The sequence below is a fragment of the Pseudomonas sp. PDM30 genome, assembly GCF_019218985.1.
GTDB classification, from domain to species: domain Bacteria; phylum Pseudomonadota; class Gammaproteobacteria; order Pseudomonadales; family Pseudomonadaceae; genus Aquipseudomonas; species Aquipseudomonas jessenii.
The window spans coordinates 59,879-82,211 of record NZ_JAHUWM010000014.1 but is presented as its reverse complement, the minus strand read 5'-3'; the positions used below and the strand labels follow the sequence as shown (position 1 = coordinate 82,211).

General features: G+C 60.2%; 21 protein-coding genes and 1 pseudogene. 10 read left to right on the top strand and 12 right to left on the bottom strand.

Annotated elements, in window-relative coordinates; translation table 11 throughout:
• Positions 1-5: 5 nt before the first annotated feature.
• Both ercA and KW840_RS26130 read left to right on the top strand, forming a co-directional pair.
• The gene (gene ercA, locus KW840_RS26135; RefSeq protein ID WP_057715188.1) at positions 6-1,169 is read left to right on the top strand and encodes an alcohol dehydrogenase-like regulatory protein ErcA; all 1,164 of its coding nucleotides are present in this window, start codon (positions 6-8) and stop codon (positions 1,167-1,169) included.
• Positions 1,153-2,889, top strand: a complete 1,737-nt coding sequence (locus KW840_RS26130; RefSeq protein WP_218498246.1) for a NahK/ErcS family hybrid sensor histidine kinase/response regulator — start codon at positions 1,153-1,155, stop codon at positions 2,887-2,889. Before ercA ends, KW840_RS26130 begins: the two co-directional genes overlap by 17 nt.
• On the opposite strand, the gene KW840_RS26125 is transcribed toward KW840_RS26130, so the two are convergent.
• The 3 genes from KW840_RS26125 to copC form a co-directional block, all read right to left on the bottom strand.
• A complete protein-coding gene (locus KW840_RS26125; RefSeq protein ID WP_218498245.1) occupies positions 2,865-3,755 on the bottom strand; it encodes an aldose 1-epimerase in 891 nt (296 codons plus the stop codon). The genes KW840_RS26130 and KW840_RS26125 overlap by 25 nt on opposite strands.
• A gap of 189 nt (positions 3,756-3,944) precedes the next feature.
• Positions 3,945-4,802, bottom strand: a complete 858-nt coding sequence (gene copD / locus KW840_RS26120; protein ID WP_218498244.1) for a copper homeostasis membrane protein CopD — start codon at positions 4,800-4,802, stop codon at positions 3,945-3,947.
• A 3-nt stretch (positions 4,803-4,805) separates the two neighbouring features.
• Positions 4,806-5,171, bottom strand: coding sequence for a copper homeostasis periplasmic binding protein CopC (gene copC / locus KW840_RS26115; protein ID WP_218498243.1), 366 nt, complete (start codon positions 5,169-5,171; stop codon positions 4,806-4,808).
• Between the two features lie 135 nt (positions 5,172-5,306).
• Here copC and KW840_RS26110 point away from each other — a divergent pair, with 135 nt between their 5' ends.
• Positions 5,307-5,927, top strand: a complete 621-nt coding sequence (locus KW840_RS26110) for a TetR/AcrR family transcriptional regulator (RefSeq protein WP_008046717.1) — start codon at positions 5,307-5,309, stop codon at positions 5,925-5,927.
• A 52-nt stretch (positions 5,928-5,979) separates the two neighbouring features.
• Here the strand turns inward: KW840_RS26110 and KW840_RS26105 are convergent, their stop codons facing one another.
• From KW840_RS26105 to hydA, 4 genes are all read right to left on the bottom strand, one after another.
• Entirely contained in the window at positions 5,980-6,978 is a 999-nt protein-coding gene (locus KW840_RS26105; RefSeq protein ID WP_218498242.1) for an RHS repeat-associated core domain-containing protein, read from the bottom strand.
• Positions 6,979-7,275: 297 nt separating this feature from the next.
• The gene (preA, locus tag KW840_RS26100; protein ID WP_102672357.1) at positions 7,276-8,550 is read right to left on the bottom strand and encodes an NAD-dependent dihydropyrimidine dehydrogenase subunit PreA; all 1,275 of its coding nucleotides are present in this window, start codon (positions 8,548-8,550) and stop codon (positions 7,276-7,278) included.
• Entirely contained in the window at positions 8,551-9,918 is a 1,368-nt protein-coding gene (locus KW840_RS26095; protein WP_218498241.1) for an NAD(P)-dependent oxidoreductase, read from the bottom strand.
• Positions 9,919-10,080: 162 nt separating this feature from the next.
• Positions 10,081-11,520 carry a dihydropyrimidinase gene (gene hydA / locus KW840_RS26090; RefSeq protein WP_218498240.1) on the bottom strand — a complete coding sequence of 480 codons (1,440 nt, stop codon included), beginning with the start codon at positions 11,518-11,520 and terminating at the stop codon, positions 10,081-10,083.
• Positions 11,521-12,072: 552 nt separating this feature from the next.
• Between hydA and KW840_RS26085 the strand changes: the two genes are divergently transcribed.
• The 7 genes and pseudogenes from KW840_RS26085 to KW840_RS26060 all read left to right on the top strand — a co-directional run bounded on the left by KW840_RS26085 (position 12,073) and on the right by KW840_RS26060 (position 17,658).
• Positions 12,073-13,557, top strand: coding sequence for an NCS1 family nucleobase:cation symporter-1 (locus KW840_RS26085; protein ID WP_057715182.1), 1,485 nt, complete (start codon positions 12,073-12,075; stop codon positions 13,555-13,557).
• 148 nt (positions 13,558-13,705) lie between these two features.
• Positions 13,706-14,989: a Zn-dependent hydrolase gene (locus KW840_RS26080; protein WP_218498239.1), complete on the top strand. Its 1,284-nt coding sequence runs from the start codon at positions 13,706-13,708 to the stop codon at positions 14,987-14,989.
• Positions 14,990-15,083: 94 nt separating this feature from the next.
• Positions 15,084-15,518, top strand: coding sequence for a carboxymuconolactone decarboxylase family protein (locus KW840_RS26075; protein WP_218498238.1), 435 nt, complete (start codon positions 15,084-15,086; stop codon positions 15,516-15,518).
• A gap of 3 nt (positions 15,519-15,521) precedes the next feature.
• Complete coding sequence (locus KW840_RS26070) at positions 15,522-16,415, top strand: sigma-70 family RNA polymerase sigma factor (protein WP_218498237.1); 894 nt, start codon at positions 15,522-15,524, stop codon at positions 16,413-16,415.
• Positions 16,416-16,558: 143 nt separating this feature from the next.
• A pseudogene (locus KW840_RS28755) lies at positions 16,559-16,984 on the top strand (PAS domain-containing protein); the annotation flags it as partial.
• 24 nt (positions 16,985-17,008) lie between these two features.
• Entirely contained in the window at positions 17,009-17,176 is a 168-nt protein-coding gene (locus tag KW840_RS28750; RefSeq protein WP_371318495.1) for a response regulator transcription factor, read from the top strand.
• A gap of 260 nt (positions 17,177-17,436) precedes the next feature.
• Entirely contained in the window at positions 17,437-17,658 is a 222-nt protein-coding gene (locus KW840_RS26060) for a hypothetical protein (protein WP_139212678.1), read from the top strand.
• Positions 17,659-17,802: 144 nt separating this feature from the next.
• Here the strand turns inward: KW840_RS26060 and KW840_RS26055 are convergent, their stop codons facing one another.
• The 5 genes from KW840_RS26055 to KW840_RS26035 form a co-directional block, all read right to left on the bottom strand.
• A complete protein-coding gene (locus tag KW840_RS26055; protein WP_007976320.1) occupies positions 17,803-18,570 on the bottom strand; it encodes an SDR family oxidoreductase in 768 nt (255 codons plus the stop codon).
• A 137-nt stretch (positions 18,571-18,707) separates the two neighbouring features.
• Positions 18,708-19,775, bottom strand: a complete 1,068-nt coding sequence (locus KW840_RS26050; protein ID WP_218498235.1) for a phosphotransferase family protein — start codon at positions 19,773-19,775, stop codon at positions 18,708-18,710.
• A gap of 144 nt (positions 19,776-19,919) precedes the next feature.
• The gene (locus KW840_RS26045; protein ID WP_218498234.1) at positions 19,920-20,885 is read right to left on the bottom strand and encodes a 2-hydroxyacid dehydrogenase; all 966 of its coding nucleotides are present in this window, start codon (positions 20,883-20,885) and stop codon (positions 19,920-19,922) included.
• A gap of 182 nt (positions 20,886-21,067) precedes the next feature.
• Complete coding sequence (locus KW840_RS26040; protein WP_090454984.1) at positions 21,068-21,655, bottom strand: TetR/AcrR family transcriptional regulator; 588 nt, start codon at positions 21,653-21,655, stop codon at positions 21,068-21,070.
• 28 nt (positions 21,656-21,683) lie between these two features.
• Entirely contained in the window at positions 21,684-22,067 is a 384-nt protein-coding gene (locus KW840_RS26035) for a tautomerase family protein (protein ID WP_218498233.1), read from the bottom strand.
• Positions 22,068-22,333 lie beyond the last annotated feature (266 nt).

The following is a 22,333-nucleotide window of genomic DNA, read 5'->3' as shown; positions in this document are numbered from 1 at the left end:
TTCCAATGAGCCAGAGTCTCAACCAGCTGCGCAAGTTCGTTTCCCCTGAAATCATCTTCGGTGCCGGTAGCCGGCACAGTGTCGGCAATTACGCCAAGACCTTTGGCGCACGCAAGGTGCTGGTGGTCAGCGATCCCGGCGTGATCGCCGCCGGCTGGGTCGCCGATGTCGAGGCCAGCCTGCAAGCGCTGGGCATCGAATACTGCCTGTACAGCGATGTCTCGCCCAACCCACGGGTCGAAGAGGTGATGCTCGGTGCCGAGATGTACCGGGAAAACCACTGCGACGTGATCGTCGCCGTCGGTGGTGGCAGCCCGATGGACTGCGGCAAAGGCATCGGCATCGTCGTCGCCCATGGCCGCAGCATTCTCGATTTCGAGGGCGTGGACACCATCCGCGTGCCCAGCCCGCCGCTGATCCTGATTCCGACCACCGCCGGCACCTCGGCCGATGTCTCGCAATTCGTGATCATTTCCAATCAGCAGGAGCGCATGAAGTTCTCCATCGTCAGCAAGGCCGTGGTGCCGGACGTTTCGCTGATCGACCCGGAAACCACCCTGAGCATGGACCCGTTCCTGTCGGCCTGTACCGGCATCGACGCGCTGGTGCATGCCATCGAAGCCTTCGTGTCCACCGGCCACGGGCCGTTGACCGACCCCCATGCGCTGGAGGCGATGCGCCTGATCAATGGCAATCTGGTGCAAATGATCGCCAACCCGACCGACATCGCCCTGCGCGAGAAGATCATGCTCGGCAGCATGCAGGCCGGGCTGGCGTTTTCCAACGCCATCCTGGGCGCCGTGCATGCCATGTCCCACAGCCTCGGCGGCTTTCTGGACCTGCCCCACGGCCTGTGCAACGCGGTGCTCGTCGAGCATGTGGTGGCCTTCAATTACAACTCGGCACCGGAGCGCTTCAAGGTGATCGCCGAGACCTTCGGCATCGACTGCCGAGGCCTGAATCACCGGCAGATCTGTGGGCGCCTGGTCGAACACCTGATCGCCCTCAAGCACGCCATCGGCTTTCACGAAACCCTCGGTTTGCATGGCGTCAGGACCTCGGACATTCCGTTCCTGTCGCAGCATGCGATGCATGATCCGTGCATCCTGACCAACCCGCGCGAATCAAGCCAGCGTGATGTCGAGGTCGTCTATGGCGAAGCCCTCTGACGAGCAACAACGCGCCCTGGCCGGGCTGCTGGGGCTGGGCAGCCATTCGGCGCGCAAGAGTCATTACCCGGAACTGGCCGCGCGCCTGGATGATCTGGAAGCCGAGCGTAACCGCTACAAGTGGCTGTTCGAAAACGCGGTGCACGGGATCTTCCAGGCCAGCCTGCACGATGGCATGCGTGCCGCCAACCCGGCGCTGGCACGCATGCTTGGCTATCAGGACCCGCAGGAGGTGCTGTTCTCCCTGACCGACATGGCCGGCGCCCTGTTTGTCGACGGCGCGCAGGAGCTGGAAAACATCGGCGAGATCCTCAGGCACCAGCGTAGCCTGCACGGCTATGAAACCCGCTTGCGCCGCAAGGACGGCAGCCATCTCGATGTGTTGATGAACCTGCTGCTCAAACCTGGCCAGGAAGGCCTGGTGGAGGGGTTCGTTTCCGATATCACCGAGCGCAAACAGGCTCAGCAACGCCTGCAGCAACTCAATGACGAACTGGAGCTGCGCGTCGTCGCGCGCACCAATGAACTGCTCGAAGCCAACCGTAACCTTCAGCAGCAGATCACCCAGCGTAAACAGATCGCCAAGGCCTTGCGCGATGCCCGCGATGCCGCCGAGGCCGCCAATCACAGCAAGGACAAATACCTCGCCGCCGCCAGCCACGACCTGCTGCAACCGCTGAACGCCGCGCGGTTGCTGGTTTCGACCTTGCGCGAACGCCAATTGCCGGAAGCCGAACAGGTGCTGGTGGAGCGCACTCACCAGGCCCTGGAAGGGGCCGAAGACCTGTTGACGGATCTGCTCGACATTTCCCGGCTCGATCAGGCCGCGGTCAAGCCGGACATCGCGTCGTACCGCCTCGACGAACTGCTTGGGCCGCTGGTGTCGGAGTTCCAGTCCGTTGCCCAGGCGGCCGGCTTGAACCTGCGGGTGCGCATGGCCGATTACGCCATCAGCACCGACTTGCGCCTGATGACGCGGATCCTGCGCAACTTCCTCAGCAATGCCTGCCGCTACACCGATGAAGGCAGCATCCTGCTGGCGGTAAGGCGTCGGGGCGAGATGCTGCGCCTGGAGGTCTGGGACACCGGGCGTGGCATCGCCGCCGACCGGCTCGATTCGATCTTCCTCGAGTTCAACCAACTGGATGTCGGTCGCGCCGCCGACCGCAAGGGCGTGGGTCTGGGGCTGGCGATTGTCGAGCGCATCGCCAAGATCCTTGGCTATAAAGTCGGCGTGTACTCGTTGCCGGGGCGGGGTTCGATGTTCAGCATCGAGGTGCCGATATCCGACGAGGTTCCGTTGCCCGTGAGCCAGGCGGTACCACAACCGGGCACCGGCAATCCGCTGCCGGGCCGCCGTTTACTGGTGATCGACAACGAAGTGAGCATTCTCGAAAGCATGGGCGCGTTGCTCGGGCAGTGGGGCTGCGACGTTCTGGTCGCCACCGATGAAGCGGCTGCACTGGCAGCGTTACGCGGACAGGCGCCGGAGCTGATTCTCGCGGATTACCACCTCGATCACGGGGTGGTCGGCTGTGATGTGGTGCGACATTTGCGTGAGCATTTCCACCAGGACATTCCCGCGGTGATCATTACCGCCGACCGCACCGACCATTGTCGGCGAGCGTTGCAGCGGCTCAATGCACCCTTGCTGAACAAACCGGTGAAGCCCGGCAAGTTGCGAGCAGTGTTGAGTCAACTGTTGGGAACATCTGCCTGAAGCGGTCGATACTGCAGGGTGAAACCCAGTTCGGTGGATTGGCCCTGTTCCAGCAAACGCAACCCCGGCCGACCGGGCAGGTGGTGCGCGTTGACCGGATGGCTCACCGGTTCGATGCAGAAAAACTCCAGGCCCACGGGGCAGTACAGCAGGTAGTAATCGCTGCCGGTGGCCTGGCAGTCGAGCGTGTAACCAAGATCCGCTTGCTCGATCAGGCAGTGACCGTTCCATTCGCAGAAGCCGTTGTCCACCAGCAATTCGGGCAATACCTTCAGTTGCTGGAAATCCCACTCGAGCGGCAATGCGCTGAGTTCTGTCGGCAGTTTTTCCCTGTCGCACAACCACACATGCCGGGCGGGTGCCTGTAGTCGGGTGTTCGCGGTGCGCGGCAGATACGGATGCAATCCCAGGCCATGCCACGCAGCGTGCTCGGCCAGGTGTGTGACGTGCAGTTCGATGCTCAGCTTGCCCGCGCTCAAATGGAAACGTTGCCGGGCGCGATAAGCGAAGGGGGCTGTGCTGTCGAGCTGCAGGACCACTTCATTTTCCGACCGGGAAACCACGTCCCACGCCTGCTGCCAGGCGCTGCCGTGAATCGGCAGGGGATCGGTGAGGCTGTTGGGCGCCAGTGCCAGCCAGCCATCGGGGCAATCGAAACCGCCATCGGCGATGCGGTTGGACCAGGGGATCAAGGGAAAGCAGCCGAGTTTGCCGGGCAGGCCGGTATTCAGGGCGTGCTCATCGGCGTGCCGCAACAAGGGCTGTCCGGTGCTGCGCACCGTCCAGTTGACGATGCTGGCGCCAAGCCCCGGTGCGAGGGTGAGGCGGGTGAATTCGTCTTCAAGTTCGATCAGTGTTAGCGACATGTTGACCTGCTGTGTGATTTTCAAGGCTTGCACCGTTCCCTGTGGCGAGGGGGCTTGCCCCCGTTGGGTCGCGAAGCGGCCCCTACGACTTTCAGGCATATCGAGGAGTTTATATTTACGACTGCTGCGCAGCCGAACGGGGGCAAGCCCCCTCGCCACAAAAGCTCGCTCCCACAAGGGATTGAATTGTCAGCTGGAAATCATCGGCGGCAGCGTGCCGAGTAAAGAAACCGCCGCCACTGCGCCAAGCCCCAGCATCCACTCCAGCATCACGCTGGCGTGCAATATCTGCAGACGCTGCTCACAATCATTGATCCGCAAGCGATTGAACAACGCCAGGCCCAGCATCGTCGCCACCAACGTAGCCTTGATCAACAGGATCAAGGCGAACCCGCTGAACAACGGCGTCGGCCAGAACGCCCCGGTGAGCACCCGTACATTGATCAGCCCGGTGATCAGCAGCCCGGCGACCAGGCCGTAACCGACGCCGCTGAAGCGCTGCAACATCACGCGGATCGAATGCGCCTCGGGTTCTCGCAATATCATCACCAACAGCATCAAGCCGCCGAGCCAGGCTCCCACGCAGATCAAGTGAATGAGTTGATTGAAGATCAGCAACTGGCCTGCGGTGCCATCGAGCATGGCGCCGTGGCCGACCGGGGCCAGGGTGGCCAGCAGCAGGCCGCTGAGGATCAGACGCAGCGCAAGGCTGGCGCGTAGAGGCGTCAGCAACAATGCCAGCAAGGCCATGTTAATCAGCAAATGCCAGCGCCAGACCTGACCAAAAAAGGTATTGCCCAGCACCAGACGCAGGGTTGACGGATCGAAGGCCGCGCCCCAGGCCCCGGCCATGCTCGCGGTAATCAGCAACAACCAGCAGACCCCGCTGACCAGCGCCACTACCGCCAGCCAATGGCAGGTCCGCACCAGCCGCTGATCCAGTGCGGTTTCGCCACTTGATAGCAACGGCCTGAACAACCAGCCCCCGAACAGCATCAACACCACGATGAAATGCAGGAAGCGGCACAGCACCAGCGCGCTCGCCATGAATTACTGGCCTACCTTGAAGGCGTAGGCACCTTCGCTTTTGTGGGTGTCGACGGACACGGCGTGCCATTCGACTTTGTAGGCGCCGGCGGTCAACGGCCCGGCCGGGGTGACGATTAGGGTCTTTTTGTCGCTGCCTTCGGTGGTCAGCGCGTTGACCGCCACCGGTGCGCCATCCCGGGTCAGCGTGACTTTGGTGAAACTGGCCTCGATACCCTCGGAGAACTCCAGGCGCAATTGCGCCGGCGCGGCCACGGTGCTGTCGGCCGCCGGGGTCTGGCTTTTCAGGTGGGCGTGGGCAAACACCGAAGAAGCAGCGAGCAGCGAGCCGAGCAGGGCCGCGACGGTCAGGGTTTTCTTGAGCAACATCGTGGGTACCTCAGGCAGTTTCCAAGTGCGCAGAGTTTAGCTTTACGACAGTGGCTGCACGAAGTTTCGTTTTCCCCTGTCGCCGCGATCCAGAGCGGATGCTAGTCTTGCTCAACGTTGTTGTCGGGGATCCGCATGGGCAATCACAAGATCGAGATTCGTCGCAGTAACGTCGAAAAAATCCTGCTGGGGGCGGAAAAAGTCTTCGCTGAAAAGGGCTTTGGCAGCACCGCCATGGCCGACATAGCCGCTGAAGTACAACTGCCGCGCTCCAACCTGCACTACTACTTCAGCACCAAGACCGAACTGTACAGCGCGGTGCTGTTCGATTTGCTGGAAGTCTGGAAGCAGGATGCGCTGTGCTTCGAGATGTTCGATGACCCGCGTGTGGTGCTCAGCAGCTACATCCGCGCCAAGATGAACCATTCCCGCAGCCGGCCCTATGGCTCGAAAGTCTGGGCCAACGAAATCATCCATGGCGCGCCGACCCTCGGCGAAGCGCTGGATGCGAGCCTGTACGACTGGGCCAAGATGAAGGAAGCGAAAATCCGCCAGTGGGTGGACGACAAACGCATCCTGCCGGTGGAGCCCTCGAGCCTGCTGTACATGATCTGGGCCTCGACCCAGCACTACGCCGACTTCGATCACCAGGTGAACATTCTCAACGACCATCAGCCGCTGTCGGACATGCAGTTCGAGAAAGCGGTGCAGACGGTGACTAGTGTGATTTTGCGGGGGATTGGGTTGGAGCCCTAGAAGCGTCGGCGAAGGGGTAAGCAACTTAGTTAATGGTGAGTTGTGTTTTACTTCATGAGGTTCGAACTTTTTTCGCTGTCAGATCAATTGCTTTAATTGCCTGAGCTTTAAAGGTTCGAAGAGCGCGAAGATAGTTTACTCGATGCATATTCATTTCTGTTTTCGATGCGTTGCGATTTTCAGCCTCTTCAAGTTCACCTCGGCGCCTGTTCAGTTTATCGTGGTATTTTGAAGGGGGCGTAGGATGGTGTCCTGGGTTTTCAAAAATATATTTATCGTATTCTTTAGCCCTGTTTTTCAGATTTCTAGTATCCAACGTACTTTTAGATGGAGTTTTTCTTGGTCTTTGATTGGTCTTTAGCTGGCTCTTGTGAATTGCTACTGGCACGCCAAGCTCAAATTGAGGGGCGTGTGCGATTGGTTGAACCACTGTTGATATAGTTGCCTTGGTTGGACCAGTTGCTGGCTTTGCTATGCTATTTGATTTTTTAGCAATACCTGGCAATTGGAAGTGATTTAGAACAATACGTAATTTAATATTTCCTGTCGGGTCTTGGAAATTGATCGGATCTCCCCCGCAGTACGCATATGGATTAATCCCACCTTCACCAAAAGGACTCAACTCATCCGGACTGTTAAATCGCATCAATACCGGATTAAAAGCCCGCTTCCCTTGCCCTAGCAAATAATGACCAGTAATACCGTCAAGGCATTCACCGTTAAACCCGAGCAAACTGCTCAATCCACTGTCAGCCGGACGGTGTCCGTACGCGGAGTAAGCCATGCGCTCGCGACGGGTCGTTGAAAGGGTTTGCGATACCGAATGCGCCTGATCTGTTGCCAATAGAAGGGTGTCAGTGGCGCCGGCCAGGGTCTGCCGTTGCGCCAAGGGTTGCTCCCCATGACGAAGGATCGTTTGCTGATCCTCTTCCCCCAGTTCCGTCACCAGGTCGTTCTCTTGATAGAAGCGTTGTGTGAATGCCTGCTCTTGCGCCTGCAATCCCGCCAGGCGGTCCAGGGGATCGTATTTATAGCGACGCAGTATTTTCATGGGACGAATTCCCTTCGGCAGATTGACCGAATCAGCCTCGGATTTTTTCGGCGGAGCGTCTACTAGCAGAACTGATAGGCAATGAGGTGGGTTGGCGATGATCAGGGGGATATCAGTGTTGGGTGCAGTCGCAAGAGATTGGATTGACGCCTTGAGATTTGTGCTGCAGTGGCCAGCCTCATCGCGAGCAAGCTCGCTCCCACAGGGATCATTGGTGTACTCAGGTTTGATGTACGACACAAATCCACTGTGGGAGCGAGCTTGCTCGCGAAGGCGTCAGTTCAGACGCCGCCGGCCTCAAGGGCTGACGTGATACGGATTCCTCGGATCATGATTCCAGTCCAGGAACGGCTTGCCGGTCTCCACCGGCACCATCTCGATGCAGTCCTGCACCGGGCAGGTGATCTGGCACAGGTTGCATCCCACACACTCCTCATCGATCACTTGATACTTGTGAGTGCCATCCGCTTGCTTGAGGCTGGCCACGGCCTGGTGCGAGGTGTCCTCACAAGCGATATGGCAGCGACCGCAACCGATACAAGCCTCCTGATCAATCTTCGCGATCACCTGGTAGTTGATGTCCAGGTACTTCCAGTCCGTGGTGTTGCCCACCGCGCGACCGGAAAACTCCGAAATGCTGGCATAGCCCTGACTGTCCATCCAGCGTGACAAGCCGTCCTTCATGTCTTCGACAATCCGGAAGCCATGCAGCATCGCCGCCGTGCAGACCTGCACCGAGCCACTGCCGAGCGCGATGAATTCCGCCGCATCGCGCCAGTTGCCAATGCCGCCGATGCCGCTGATCGGCAGGCCCTGGGTCTGCGGGTCGCGGGCGATTTCGGCGACCATGTTCAAGGCAATCGGCTTGACGGCCGAGCCGCAGTAACCGCCGTGGGTGCTTTGGCTGCCGACCATGGGATTGGCGACCATGCGTTCGAGGTTAACGCTGGTGATCGAGTTGATGGTGTTGATCAATGACACCGCATCGGCACCACCACGGTGGGCGGCGCGGGCGGCGACACGGATGTCGGTGATGTTCGGCGTGAGCTTGACGATCACCGGCAGCGAGCAATACGTTTTGCACCAGCGGGTGACCTGTTCCACGTATTCCGGCACCTGGCCGACCGCCGCGCCCATGCCGCGTTCCGGCATGCCGTGGGGGCAACCGAAGTTCAGCTCGATGCCGTCGGCGCCAGTGGCTTCCACCAGCGGCAGGATGTGTTTCCAGGATTCTTCGACGCAGGGCACCATCAAGGACACGATCAGCGCACGGTCCGGCCAGTCCTTTTTGACCTGGGTGATCTCCCGCAGGTTGATCTCCAGCGAGCGGTCGGTGATCAGCTCGATGTTGTTAAAGCCCAGCACCTCCCGGTTAGCCCCGAAGTGTGCCGAGTAGCGCGAAGACACGTTCACCGCCGCCGGGTCTTCACCCAGGGTTTTCCAGACTACGCCGCCCCAGCCGGCCTCGAAGGCGCGGACCACGTTGTAGGCCTTGTCGGTCGGTGGCGCGGAGGCCAGCCAGAATGGATTGGGTGCTTTGATGCCGGCGAAGACAATCGACAGATCGGCCATTTACGCAGCCTCCACGTTGAGCATCAGTTGAGCGTTGATCGCCTCGGCGGCGCGCTTGCCATGCTGCACGGCTTGCACGGTAAGGTCTTGATCGAGGCTGGTGCAGTCGCCGCCGGCATACACGCCGGGGATGCTGGTGCGCAGTTGCTCATCGACTTCGATGCGTTCGCCCTGACGCTTGAGTTCTCGGGCCAGCGGATCGCTGAGGGCGCTGCCGTCGAAGGTCTGGCCGATGGCCTTGAAGATCGCGTCGGCGGCCAGTTCGAAGGTTTCACCGGTGGTTTGCAGGCGGTCTTCCACCAGACGGGTGCGGGCGAAACGCATGCCGCGCACGCGGCCATGGTCATCGAGCAGCACTTCTTCGGGTTGAGCCCAGGTCATCAGCCGCACCTGATTGGCCTTGGCAATCTCCTGTTCGTGATGGGTGGCCCCCATGTCCTCGATGCCACGGCGGTAAACCAGATTCACATCGTGGGCGCCGAGGCGGGCCATTTGCACCGCCATGTCGATGGCGGTGTTGCCTGCGCCGAGGACAATGCAGTGGTCGGCCAGGGGCAGTTGGCTCAGGTCATCGGCCTGGCGCAGTTCACGGATGTAGTCGGTGGCGGCGAGCAGGCCGGGCGCGTCTTCGTGGGCCAACCCTAGCTGTTTGCTGGCATTGAGCCCGAGGCCGAGGAACACCGCATCGAACTGTTGCTGCAGTTCACTGAGGGTCAGGTTCTCACCGAGTTTCTGCCCGTGGCGGATTTCGATGCCGCCAATCTCCAACAGGAACTCAAGTTCCTTTTGCGCGTAGTCATCCACCAGTTTGTATTTGGCGATTCCGTACTCGTTGAGGCCGCCAGCCTTTTCCCGCGCCTCGAAAATCACCACGTCATGCCCGTGCATGGCACTGCGGTGGGCGCAGGACAAACCGGCCGGACCGGCACCCACCACGGCGATGCGTTTGCCGGTGGCGGCAGCACGCTGGAAGGGGTGCGTGCTGAAATGGGCGTTGTCCACGGCGTAACGTTGCAACAGGCCGATCATGACCGGCGCGCATTCGTGAGTGTTGTTGCGCACGCAGGCCTGCTGGCAAAGAATCTCCGTCGGGCACACCCGGGCGCAACTGCCACCGAGGATGTTGGCCGAGAGGATTTTCTGCGCGGCGCCTTGCACGTTGTCCTGCGCAATGTTGCGGATGAACGAGGGAATGTCGATCTCGCTCGGACAGGCATTCACGCAGGGCGCGTCGTAGCAATACAGGCAGCGCGAGGCTTCCAGGTGCGCCTGGCGCTCGTTGAGCGGCGGCGCCAGATCGGTGAAGTGGCCGGCGAGGGCGACCGCATTCTCAACGGGATGCGGGAGGTGGTCCAGGGTCTTGATCACGGTTTTGGCCTCACGGTTATTTGAGGTGCTGCCTCTGAATGGGCATTGTTTTTTGTGTTGTCTGTGCGGGCCTCATCGCGAGCAAGCTCGCTCCCACAGGGATCTCGGGTGTTCACAAAACCTGTGGGAGCGAGCTTGCTCGCGATAGGCCGAAGGCCGCTCTCAGCGTTTCACGGCAACCGGCTGATTCAACTCGGCCCGCTTGCTCAGCAAATCAAACACCGCCGGATACGCCGGTCGTTCGATGTAGCGCCCGGCCCCGCGTTCGGCCCGCAGGTCGCCGTCGGCCCAGACCACGCGGCCCTGGCTGATGGTGTGGCTGGGCACGCCGCGCACGGTCTTGCCTTCGAAGATGTTGAAGTCCACCTGCTGATGGTGGGTCTTGGCGGAAATGGTCCGCGTGCCTTGCGGGTCCCACAGCACCAGGTCGGCATCGGCACCCACACGAATCGCGCCTTTGCGTGGGTAGAGGTTGAAGATCTTCGCCGTGTTGGTGGACGTCAGCGCGACGAATTGCTGCATCGAAAAGCGTCCGCTGTTCACACCTTCATCCCACAACACCGCCATGCGGTCTTCGATGCCGGCGGTGCCGTTGGGGATCTTGCTGAAGTCGTCGCGGCCAGCGGATTTTTGCTCGGCGCAGAAGCAGCAGTGGTCGGTGGCGGTGGTGTGCAGGTTGCCCGATTGCAGGCCATGCCAGAGCGCCTCTTGATGGCCGCGAGGGCGGAAAGGCGGGCTCATCACGTAACCGGCGGCGGTTTGCCAGTCCGGATCGCGGTAGACGCTGTCGTCCAGCAGCAGGTGCCCGGCCAGTACTTCGCCGTAGACCGGCTGGCCCTTGCCCCGGGCGTAGGTGATTTCGTCCAGGGCTTCCTTGGTCGAGACGTGAACCAGGTACAGTGGCGTGCCCAGGGTTTCGGCGATGCGGATCGCCCGGCTCGCGGCCTCGCCCTCAACCTGTGAAGGCCGCGACAGCGGATGCGCTTCCGGTCCGGTGATGCCCTGGGCCATCAGCTTGCGTTGCAGGTGATACACCAGTTCACCGTTTTCCGCATGAACGGTCGGCACCGCGCCCAGTTCCAGGCAGCGTTCGAAACTCGCCACCAGGGTGTCATCGGCGGCCATGATCGCGTTCTTGTAGGCCATGAAATGCTTGAAGCTGTTGACGCCGTGCTGGCTGACCAGTTCGGCCATTTCCTCGCGGACCTGTTCGCTCCACCAGGTGATGGCGACGTGAAAGCCATAGTCCGACGCCGACTTCTCGGCCCAGCCGCGCCACTGATGGAAGGCTTCGAGCAAGGATTGCTGCGGGTTGGGAATCACGAAGTCGATGATCGACGTGGTGCCGCCGGCCAGTCCGGCCGCCGTGCCGCTGTAGAAGTCCTCGCTGGCCACGGTGCCCATGAAGGGCAGTTGCATGTGGGTGTGCGGGTCGATGCCGCCGGGCATCAGGTATTGGCCGCTGCCGTCGAGCACTTCGGCGCCTGCAGGTACATCGAGATTTTCGCCGATGGCCTTGATCACGCCGTCTGCGCAATACACATCGGCGCGATAACTTTCATCATGGGTAATAAGGGTGGCGCCACGGATCAACAGAGACATTCCGAGTTCCTCGCAGGCAATGACCGGTTTATGCCGGTTCTAGATGTTCTATATAAAACAGCCCGGTCAGATTTAATCCTGTCAGTGCTGTCAGGATTAAACGCTAGCTGCAGTTATCCGAATCGGCAAGAATATTTTTTATAAGCTTATGCAGGTATTAACTAGTTGATATTTAAAGATTAATTACAAGAATCACCAAAATGGTGAGGCCGTTCACCATTTTGACGCACTTGACAGGATCGAAAAATAGTCAAGATTTCTTATGTGAAATCAGCTGTTTGAGTATGGTCTATGGTTGATGCGCAGCCATCGAAAAAAAGATCAACGCACCAGATTGAGTCCTGACTGTCAGGACAACTTGTCTGGCATTCGGCCTGAGTGGCATGACATGCAACTGAGGACTGCATCGTTGACTGCATAAAACTGATAAACATCAGTTGCTTACAGAGTGTTTATGGAACTGCCCGATGCGCAAACGGGGCACCCGGCACGTTTATTGATGCCGCCAGCCCCCGATGAGCAAAAAATAATTCAAAGAACAGTGGAGCGGCCATGCAACAGATCAGATCGCAAGTGACCGAGCGCGACGGCTTGTTCGAGCTTGAAGCCGGCAGCGATGTCCTCGACAGTCCCCGTTACAACCACGACATTGCACCGACCAAGGTGCGCGAACGCACCTGGAACAAATGGCACATCACCGCGCTGTGGGTAGGCATGGCGATCTGCGTGCCGACCTACACCCTTGGTGGCGTGCTGACCGCGTACTTCGGCCTGACCGTCGGTGAAGCGCTGCTGGCGATTCTGTTTGCCAACATCATCGTGCTGATTCCCCTGACGCTTAACGCCTTTCCCGGCACCAAGTACGGTATTCCCTTTCCGGTGTTGCTGCGCTCGTCCTTCGGCGTGCTCGGTTCCAACATTCCGTGCCTGATCCGCGCCCTGGTGGCGTGTGGCTGGTTCGGCATCCAGACCATGTTCGGCGGGCTGGCGATTCACCTGTTCCTCGGCTCGGTGTTCGAGGGCTGGAAGTCCCTGGGCGGCACCGGTGAGGTCATCGGCTTCATGGTGTTCTGGGCGCTGAACCTGTGGGTGGTGATTCGCGGTGCCGAGTCGATCAAATGGCTGGAAACGCTCTCGGCACCGCTGTTAGTGCTGGTGGGGGTTGGGTTGTTGGTGTGGGCCATGCCCAACGTGTCGATGACCGAGTTGCTGGCGATCCCGGCCAAGCGCCCCGAAGGCGCGGGCGTGGCCAGTTACTTCGCGGCCGGGCTGACCGCGATGGTCGGGTTCTGGGCCACGCTGTCGCTGAACATCCCCGACTTCAGCCGCTATGCGAAAAGCCAGAAGGACCAGATCGTCGGGCAGATCATCGGCTTGCCACTGACCATGTTCCTGTTTGCCTCCCTGGGCGTGGTGATGACCGCCGCCTCGGTGAAGCTGGTGGGGGTGACGGTGTCCGACCCGGTGACCCTGATCGGCCATATCCAGAGTCCGGTCTGGGTGGCGCTGGCCATGGCGCTGATCATCATCGCCACGCTGTCGACCAACACCGCGGCCAACATCGTGTCGCCCACCAACGATTTCCAGAACATCGCACCCAAGGCGATCAACCGGACCAAAGCGGTAATCCTCACCGGGCTGGTCGGACTGGCGCTGATGGCCCATGAACTGCTGAAAAAGCTCGGCCTGATCGTTTCCGATCTCAGCCTGGAAACGGTCTATTCCAACTGGCTGCTCGGCTATTCCAGCCTGCTGGGGCCGATCGCCGGGATCATGGTGGTGGACTATTTCCTGATCAAGAAGCAGCAACTGGACCTCGCCGGCCTGTACCGCGATGACGTGTATCCGGCGTGGAACTGGAGCGGGTTCATCGCGTTTGGTGTGCCGGTGGTGCTGACGCTGCTGTCCCTGGGCAGCGACGCGTTCAGCTGGTTCTACAGCTATGGCTGGTTCACCGGCTCGGCGCTGGGTGGGATTATTTATTACGGGTTGAGTGTGATGCGGCCCAGCCCATCAATAGCTAAAACTGCGGTGTAAGGGAGGGCCTCATCGCGGGCAAGCCCGCTCCCACAGGTTTTGTGAACACCCGAGAACCCTGTGGGAGCGGGCTTGCCCGCGATGGCGGCCTCAAGTTCACCAACGAATTGCCTGAAGAAACACACAAGAACAGCCTGAGGAAATCATCATGAACGCGGCCGTAGACGTTCTGCAGTCCAGCCATCAGCACATCAACCGCGACCGCCTGTGGCAATCGCTCATGGAACTGGCCAGGCTCGGCGCCACGGTCAAGGGCGGCGTGTGTCGCCTGGCCCTGACCGATCTGGATCGCCAGGCCCGGGACATCTTCGTCAAATGGTGTATCGATGCCGGCTGCACCGTCAGCATCGACGCCGTCGGCAACATCTTCGCCCGTCGCCCCGGGCGCAATCCCGACCTGCCACCAGTGATGACCGGCAGCCACATCGACACCCAGCCCACCGGCGGCAAGTTCGATGGCTGCTTCGGTGTGCTGGCCGGCGTCGAAGTGCTGCGTACCCTCAACGACCTCAACATCGAAACCGAAGCGCCGCTGGAAGTGGTGGTCTGGACCAACGAAGAAGGCTCGCGCTTCGCCCCGTGCATGATGGGTTCCGGCGTGTTCGCGGAAAAATTCACCCTCGAGGAAACCCTGGCCAAGGTCGATGCCGAGGGCGTGACGGTGGGGCAGGCACTGAATGCCATTGGTTACGCCGGGCCGCGCAAAGTCAGCGGCCACAAAGTCGGCGCCTACTTTGAAGCTCACATCGAGCAAGGCCCGATACTGGAAGACGAACGCAAGACCATAGGCGTGGTCATGGGCGCCCTCGGGCAGAAATGGTTTGACCTCAAGCTGCGCGGCGTCGAAGCCCACGCCGGCCCGACCCCGATGCACCTGCGCAAGGACGCCCTGGTCGGTGCCGCGGTGATCGTCGGTGCGCTCAACCGCGCCGCCCTCAGCCATCAACCCCATGCCTGCGGCACCGTCGGCTGCCTGCAAGCCTATCCCGGCTCGCGCAACGTCATCCCAGGCGAAGTGCGCATGACCCTGGACTTCCGGCACCTGGAACCGGCGCGCCTGGACTCGATGATTGCCGAAGTGCGTGAAGTCATCGAAACCACCTGCGACGAACATGGCCTGACCTTCGAACTCACGCCAACGGCCGACTTCCCACCGCTGTACTTCGACAAGGGCTGCGTCGAAGCGGTACGCGGCGCCGCCCAAAGCCTGGGCCTGTCGCATATGGACATTGTCAGCGGCGCGGGCCACGACGCGATCTTCCTCGCCGAACTCGGCCCGGCCGGGATGATCTTCGTGCCGTGCGAAGGCGGCATCAGCCACAACGAAATCGAAAACGCCGCGCCGGATGACCTGGCGGCCGGGTGTGCGGTGCTGTTGCGGGCAATGCTGGCGGCTTCGGCGGCGATTGCGAAGGGAGAGTTGGCTGCTTGAACCGAGTGACGTGCGCTGAATGAATCAGCGCACGTCACAAACCCCAACCCTCAATCGTCATCCTGTTGAATCCCTCAATCAGTGGAGCAACACGATGTCGTCCAACACCCAAGCGGTCAATCTGCTGCAATCGATCCCACAGGTTTTCGAAAGCCTGACCCAGGTTCATGTCGTTCTCGATCATCATGACCTCAACCCCACCCTCAAGCATTTGATCCACCTGCGCGCCTCGCAGATCAACCAATGCGGTTTTTGCGTGAAGATGCACACCCGCGAAGCCCGGGAAGCCAATGAAACCAACGAGCGTCTGGATCGCCTGATCGTCTGGCGTCACGTCAATGATTTCAGCCCTGCGGAGCGCGCCGCGCTGGCGTGGACCGAAGCCTTGACGGTACTGGATGAAAAAACCGATTACGCCAGCTTGCGCGGTGAACTGAGGGCGTATTTCAATGACGAACAGATCGGCGCCTTGACGGCCGAGATCGGCATGATCAACCTGTGGAACCGCTTGCAGGTGTCGAGGCACTGATTGATGAACTGCGCTGAAAACGCCGCCACTGTGTTCGAGCAGCGCCGGCCCTTTTTGCTTGGTCTGGCCTATCGCATTCTCGGTTCGCGCGTCGAAGCCGAGGATGCGGTGCAAGAGTTGTTCATCAAGTGGCTGGAGGCCGACCGGGCCTCCATCGCCACGCCGGCCGCCTGGTTTACCACCGCCTGCACCCGCCATTGCATTGACCTGCTACGGTCGGCGCACAAGTCCCGGGTAGATTACATCGGTACCTGGCTGCCGGAGCCGATCCACACGGCGCATCAGGATTCACCCGAGCACATGCATGAACTGGCTTCGTCGCTGTCCACCGCGTTCGTGTTGTTGCTGGAGCGGCTGACACCCAAGGAGCGTGCCGCGTACCTGCTGTACGAAATCTTCGACTTGGATTACCCGCAGGTTGCCGATGCGGTCGGGGTGCAGGAAGCCGCTTGCCGCAAACTGGTGTCTCGGGCCAAGGCGAGTCTTGGCAGTGCCCAGGCCCGCTATCAACCGGAACCTGTGCGCCAAAACCAGTTGCTCAGTGCCTTCCACAACGCCATCACCAGTGGTTCCACGGCGAACTTGAGCGTGATGCTGAGCGAAGACGTCGAACTCTGCGCCGACAGCGGCGGCAAGGCTTCGGCGATCCGTGAAACGCTGTTTGGCATCGAAAGCGTGCTGGATTTCATTGGCCAGTCGTTGCACGCCTATTGGCAAACCTGTGAATGGCTGCCCGTTGAAATCAATGGGGCCCGAGGCGCCATCATCAAGGCCGACGGCGTTATCACCGCGTCGATGACGTTTGCTTTCGATGAAACCGGGCGGGTGAATCGGGTTTTCATCATGCGTAATCCGGACAAGTTGGCGGGGCTTGACGCGTCCTTTAACGTGCGATAGTCAAAGGACCACCGGCCCTCCAGGCTTTTCGCTGACCTACTCAACCGCTTTCGCGAGCAAGCCCGCTCCCACAAGGTTCGTTGCACTAACCAAAACTCCGGCGGTCGTATTCTTCACAGGGGCACCATACTTGTGGAGTCGAAATGAGCCAGCACGTCCTTTCCACGGAGGCCAATCGTCGCCAGTTGCAGCAAATCATCGCCTGCTTGTCCGACGGGGTGATTCTGCTCGATCCCGACCAGAGCATCCTGTGGGCCAACGAGGCGGCGCTGGCCATGCACGGTGCCTCGCAGATCAGCGACCTGGGCAGCAACGCCAAGGCCTATGTCAAACGCTTCGCCCTGCGTTATCGCAACAATCACCTCGTGCCGGCCGACAGCTACCCGATCAGTCGGGTGGCCCGTGGCGAGACGTTCAGCGATGTGCTGGTGGAGGTGACATCGGCGGGGAACGAAGCGTACACCTGGGTCCATCGCGTGCGCAGCCTGGTATTGGTTGACGGCCGTGGCAAACCGGAGTCGCTGGTCTTGATCATGGACGATGTCACCGACCGGGCCAGCACTGGGCAACTAACCGCCCGTGAGCGCGATGTACTGGGTCTGATCTGCGAAGGCCTGGCCGACAAGGACATCGCCGCGCGCCTGAAACTGGCACCGAACACAGTGCGCAACCATGTGGCGACGGTGTACTCCAAGCTCAATGTGCACAGCCGCAGCGAGGCGATTGTCTGGGCGCGGGAGCGGGGGACTGTTCTCTGGTGAATCCCGGTCGAAGGGGCAGGGTTAACCTACAAACGCACTATCGGTCACCGCATTGATCGAAGAACTGCGTTACGAACTGGACAGCAATTCCTTGCAGCGCCCTGATTCGGTGATGTAAGAACTGTCAGCTTTTACGGGTACTGGTCACGGATTGGGCTATAAATGATTCGCAGATATTTATTTTTTTGACAGGTGCATGGATTTTGCGCGCCGGTTTTGTTGTCACAAAAAAGTGTCTATCACTTATCGCGGGTCAACCTATGAAAACTCTTGGGAAACGCGTTATCTCACCCTTGTCGCTGGCATTCTGCGTGGCGATCCTCGGCGGCTGTGCCAGTCCGCCACCCCCTCCAGCGGTCACTCCACCACCTCCTGAACGCACCTGCCAGGCCATGGATAAAACCGATGTCCTGGGCGATGTACGGGCTGAAGACGGGCAGGTGACCCGAGTCACTACCACGACTCGTTGCGTCACGCAGTAAGCCCGGACGCTGCGATGTGCAACAACCCCGACTGTGGGAGCGAGCTTGCTCGCGATAGCGGCGTATCAGTCGACATCGATGTTGAATCTGATACCGCCATCGCGAGCAAGCTCGCTCCCACAGGGATTTGTGCTGTTCAGACGATCAGGACAGGAAGCCGCCATCCACATTCAGCGAAACGCCGGTGGTGTAGCTGGAAGCATCGCTGGCCAGGTACAGCACTGCGCCGGCCATTTCGCTTGGGTCAGCCACGCGCTTGAGCGGGATCTGTTGCAAAGCGGTGTTCAGGATGGCTTCGTTTTTCACCAGTGCAGAGGCGAACTTGGTGTCGGTCAGACCCGGCAGCAAGGCATTGCAGCGAATCCCGAATTGCGCACATTCCTTGGCGAAGACTTTGGTCATGTTGATCACCGCCGCCTTGGTCACCGAGTAGATGCCTTGGAAGATACCCGGTGAAACACCGTTGATCGAAGCCACGTTGATGATGCTGCCGCCGCCGTTTTCGCGCATCAGCTTGCCGGCTTCGACCGACATGAAGAAGTAGCCGCGGATGTTCACGTCGACGGTTTTTTGAAAGGCGCTGAGGTCGGTGTCCAGCACGTTGCAGAACTGCGGGTTGGTCGCGGCGTTGTTGACCAGGATGTCCAGGCGCCCGAACTGTTCCTTGATGCCGGCGAAGACCTGGCTGATCTGTTCCATCTCGCCGATGTGGCAGGCAATGGCGGTGGCCTTGCCGCCGGCGGCGATGATGGCGTCGGCGACGTGCTGGCAGCCTTCAAGCTTGCGGCTCGACACGATCACGTGGGCGCCTTGCTGGGCCAGTAGTTTGGCGATGGCCTCACCGATGCCACGGCTGGCGCCGGAGACGAAAGCGATCTTGCCGTCGAGGTCGAACAACTGAGTCTTGGACATGGGATTCCCTTATGAAAAGTCTTGTTATCGAGTCAAATGCCGTGTTGCGGCTAATGCTGTTCAGTTGAGTCCAGTCAGTGCGCGTTATCGTTCACGGTCTTCGCGCGCAGGCTTGCTCCTACAGGGATCGCATATGGTCAGAGGCTGGATTTCGAGATGACCTGCAAGCTCATCTGCTCCAGCAGCTTGTTCATGTGAATGAACTGCGCGAAGCGTTTGTCCTGGGTCTGGCCATGGTAGAAGCGGTAGTAGATCTGCTGCACGATGCCGGCCAGGCGGAACAGGCCGTAGGTGTAGTAGAAGTCGAAATTGTCGATGCGTATGCCCGAGCGTTCGGCATAGTAATCGACGAACTCGCGGCGGGTGAGCATGCCCGGCGCGTGGCTCGGCTGGCGGCGCATCATCTGCACCGGCGCCGGATCATCGGCTTCGATCCAGTAGGCGAGGGTGTTGCCCAGGTCCATCAGCGGATCGCCCAGGGTGGTCAGTTCCCAGTCGAGCACGCCGATGATCTGCATCGGGTTGTTCGGGTCGAGGATTACGTTGTCGAAGCGGTAGTCGTTGTGCACGATGCTGGAGGTCGGATGGTCGGCCGGCATCTTGTCGTTGAGCCAGGCCTTGACCGCTTCCCATAGTGGCGCATCGGGGGTCAGGGCCTTTTCGTAGCGATCGCTCCAGCCTTTGATTTGTCGCGCCACGTAGCCTTCGGGTTTACCCAGGTCACCCAGGCCGTAGGCGTTGTAGTCGACGCGATGCAGTTCCACGAACTTGTCGATGAAACTCTTGCACAGGGCTTCGGTTTTCGCCGAATCCAGGCCCAGCTCCGGCGGCAGGTCCGAGCGCAGGATGATGCCGTTGACCCGTTCCATGACATAGAACTCGGCACCGATCACCGATTCGTCGGTGCAGTGCACGTAGGCTTTCGGGCAGTACGGAAAACCGTCGCGCAGTTGATTGAGGATGCGAAATTCACGGCCCATGTCGTGGGCCGACTTGGCCTTGTGGCCGAAGGGCGGGCGACGCAGGACGAATTCCTGTTCGGGGTATTCCAGCAAGTAAGTGAGGTTTGAAGCGCCGCCCGGAAACTGGCTGATCCGTGGCAAGCCGCTGAGCCCCGGAATATGGGTCTTGAGGTACGGATCGATCAGGCCGGCATCGAGCTCTTCACCGGTGCGGGTACGGGTGGACTGGTCAGTAAGCGCCATGCTTATCCCTTCTGCTTATTCTGGAGGCCTGAAACTATTGGCTAATCTAATGCGCACACTGCACACCTACAACCGCGAACGGCTCTTATAGGTGAGCGTGTTGCCGGCCAATCATTGTTTTTGATACAGCTGTTTGAATCGCCATCAATGGGCGAGCCGGCTCTTGGCCGACGGCAGTTCGATCGGCGTGAGCACCGGTTGGCCGGAGAAAAACGCCACGAGGTTCTTGCCCACCATTTCGACGGTGCCCTGGGTGGCTTCCGGGGACAGCCCGGCGACATGGGGGGTGAGGATCACGTTACTCAGGGTCTTGAGTGCATCCGGCACCTTCGGTTCGGCGTCGAACACGTCGAGTGCGGCGCCGGCGATCCGGCGTTGTGCAAGGGTGCTGATCAGGTCGGTGGTGACGATCACGCTGGCGCGGGCGATGTTGACGATGAACCCGTTGGGACCCAGGGCATCAAGGACCGCTTTGTTGATCAGGTGCCTGGTCCCGAGACCACCGGGGGTCGCGACGATCAAAAAGTCCGAAGCACGGGCCAGTTCAGTGGGGGTGGAGCAGAAGGTGTAGGGCACATCGCTGCGATGCTGGCGATTGTGGTAACTCACCGCCATGTCGAAGCCATTCGCCGCGCGTTTGGCGATGGCCATGCCGACGGCGCCGAGGCCGAGGATGCCCAGGCGTTTGCCAGCGAGGGAAGGGCGCATGATCTTCGGCCACTCACCGCGCCGAACGGCGGCATCACAGCGGGGTATGTCGCGCACCAGCGCCAGCAGCAGCGCCATCGCATGGTCGGCGACGGACGAGGCGTTGACCCCGGCGCCATTGGTGACGGTGATGCCCCGGTTCGCTGCGGCCTGCAGGTCGACGTGTTCATAGCCGGCGCCAATCACGCAGATGATCTTGAGGTTGGGCAGGGCGGCGATTTCATCGGCATACAGCCCCAACGGGCCACGGGTGAGGACGGCGTCGATCTGCCCGGCGTGGTGGGCAATGGCTTCGGCGCGCTCGGCGGGCGTCGGGGCCAGGATCAGGTGAAAGCCCTGATGTTCGAGGATAGGCAGGTACTCATTGATGGTTTCAACCAGTACCAGAACGGTTACAGGCATGCTTGGCTCCCTGTGGGCATCGAAAAATCGGCTCGAACGTCACTTGAGATTGCTGATTTCAGGGCGGCTTGGCAACCACCAGCGATCGCAGTCCGTGGCAGCTCCTGCGCCATTGTGGACACTGCGCTGAGTGTAGGGGCTGGTAATGCCTGCGATCTTTTTATTGCGTGGGGGCGGGCGATTTACTTCGACGGCGTGAGGGCGGCCCGGGCAGCTTCGAGAATTTCATCCGATAGCGGGTCGCCTCGGGTGGCCCGGGACAACATCAGGGCACCGAACATCAGCGAATACTGCACCAGCGCCTGCTGCCGTTTGCCGGCTTCGTCCTCTGCGTCCAGCAGCGAGCCAAGGGAATCGAGCAGGTTGTTCAGGCCCTGCAGATAGGTTTGGCGCAATCCGCTCTCGGCGGCCTCATGGCACATGTCCCCGGCAAAGGCCACCACCGGGCAGCTGTCGCCCGGATTGTCCCGGCTTTCGTTGGACAGGTAGGTTTCGACCACGGCACAGCGGGCGGCGTCCTTGCCGTCATGCTCGGCCACCCGTCCTGACCAGCGTTGCGCGGCCTGCTCGAAAGCCCGGCCGCTGGCCTCTTGCGCCAGGGCTTCCCTGGATTCGAAGTGCCCGTAGAAGCCACCGTGGGTCAGGCCCGCGGCGGCCATCACATCGACCACGCTGATCCCGTGCAAGCCGCGTTCACGAAACAGCCGGGTGGCGGCATCGACGATAGTCTCGCGGTTGAGGTCGGCTTGTTTGCGGGAAACTCGGGGCATGGGTCATTCTCGTTTTTCAGGTGGACTATCAGAGGGCGTATTGGGCAATCCCGTTGCCGAACGACCAGTTCTCTTTTTTCACTTCCACCAGATTGATGAAAACGTCCTCCAGGCGCACCGCCAGCTCTGCATTAAGGCTTTCGGCGATGGTTTTGTAGAGGTTTTTTTTCTGCTCCAGGGTTCGCCCTTCGTTGAGGGTGATCTGGATGACGACCAGGTTATCGGTGCGGTTGATGCCCAGATACCCGGGATCAAAGATGAAATGCTGCTCGTCGTGTTCGGCCAGGATCTGGAAGTTGTCGTGTTCAGGCACGCCAATGGTCTGGCGCATGGCGGCATAGATCAGTTGCCCGATGCGTCTGGCGTGGGTGGGGTCCCGGTGTTTTCGGATGTCGACGCGAACCAGTGGCATGGGCAGACTCCAGAAGGAATGCAGGTCGGTTAAAAATACATGATGGTGAACCTTTATCAAGTGTCCCATGCTTTCTGGCGATGAAACGTAGCCTCGAAAACACTGCAATTCCTTGTGGGAGCGAGCTTGCTCGCGATAGCGGTGTGTCTGGCAAGTAGATGTTGGATGTGCCGCAGCTATTGCGAGCAAGCTCGCTCCCACAGGGGACTTTCGTCTATCTGGTACCACCGTTCCTCACCTAAGTCTTTGCTTCTGCTCACTAATCC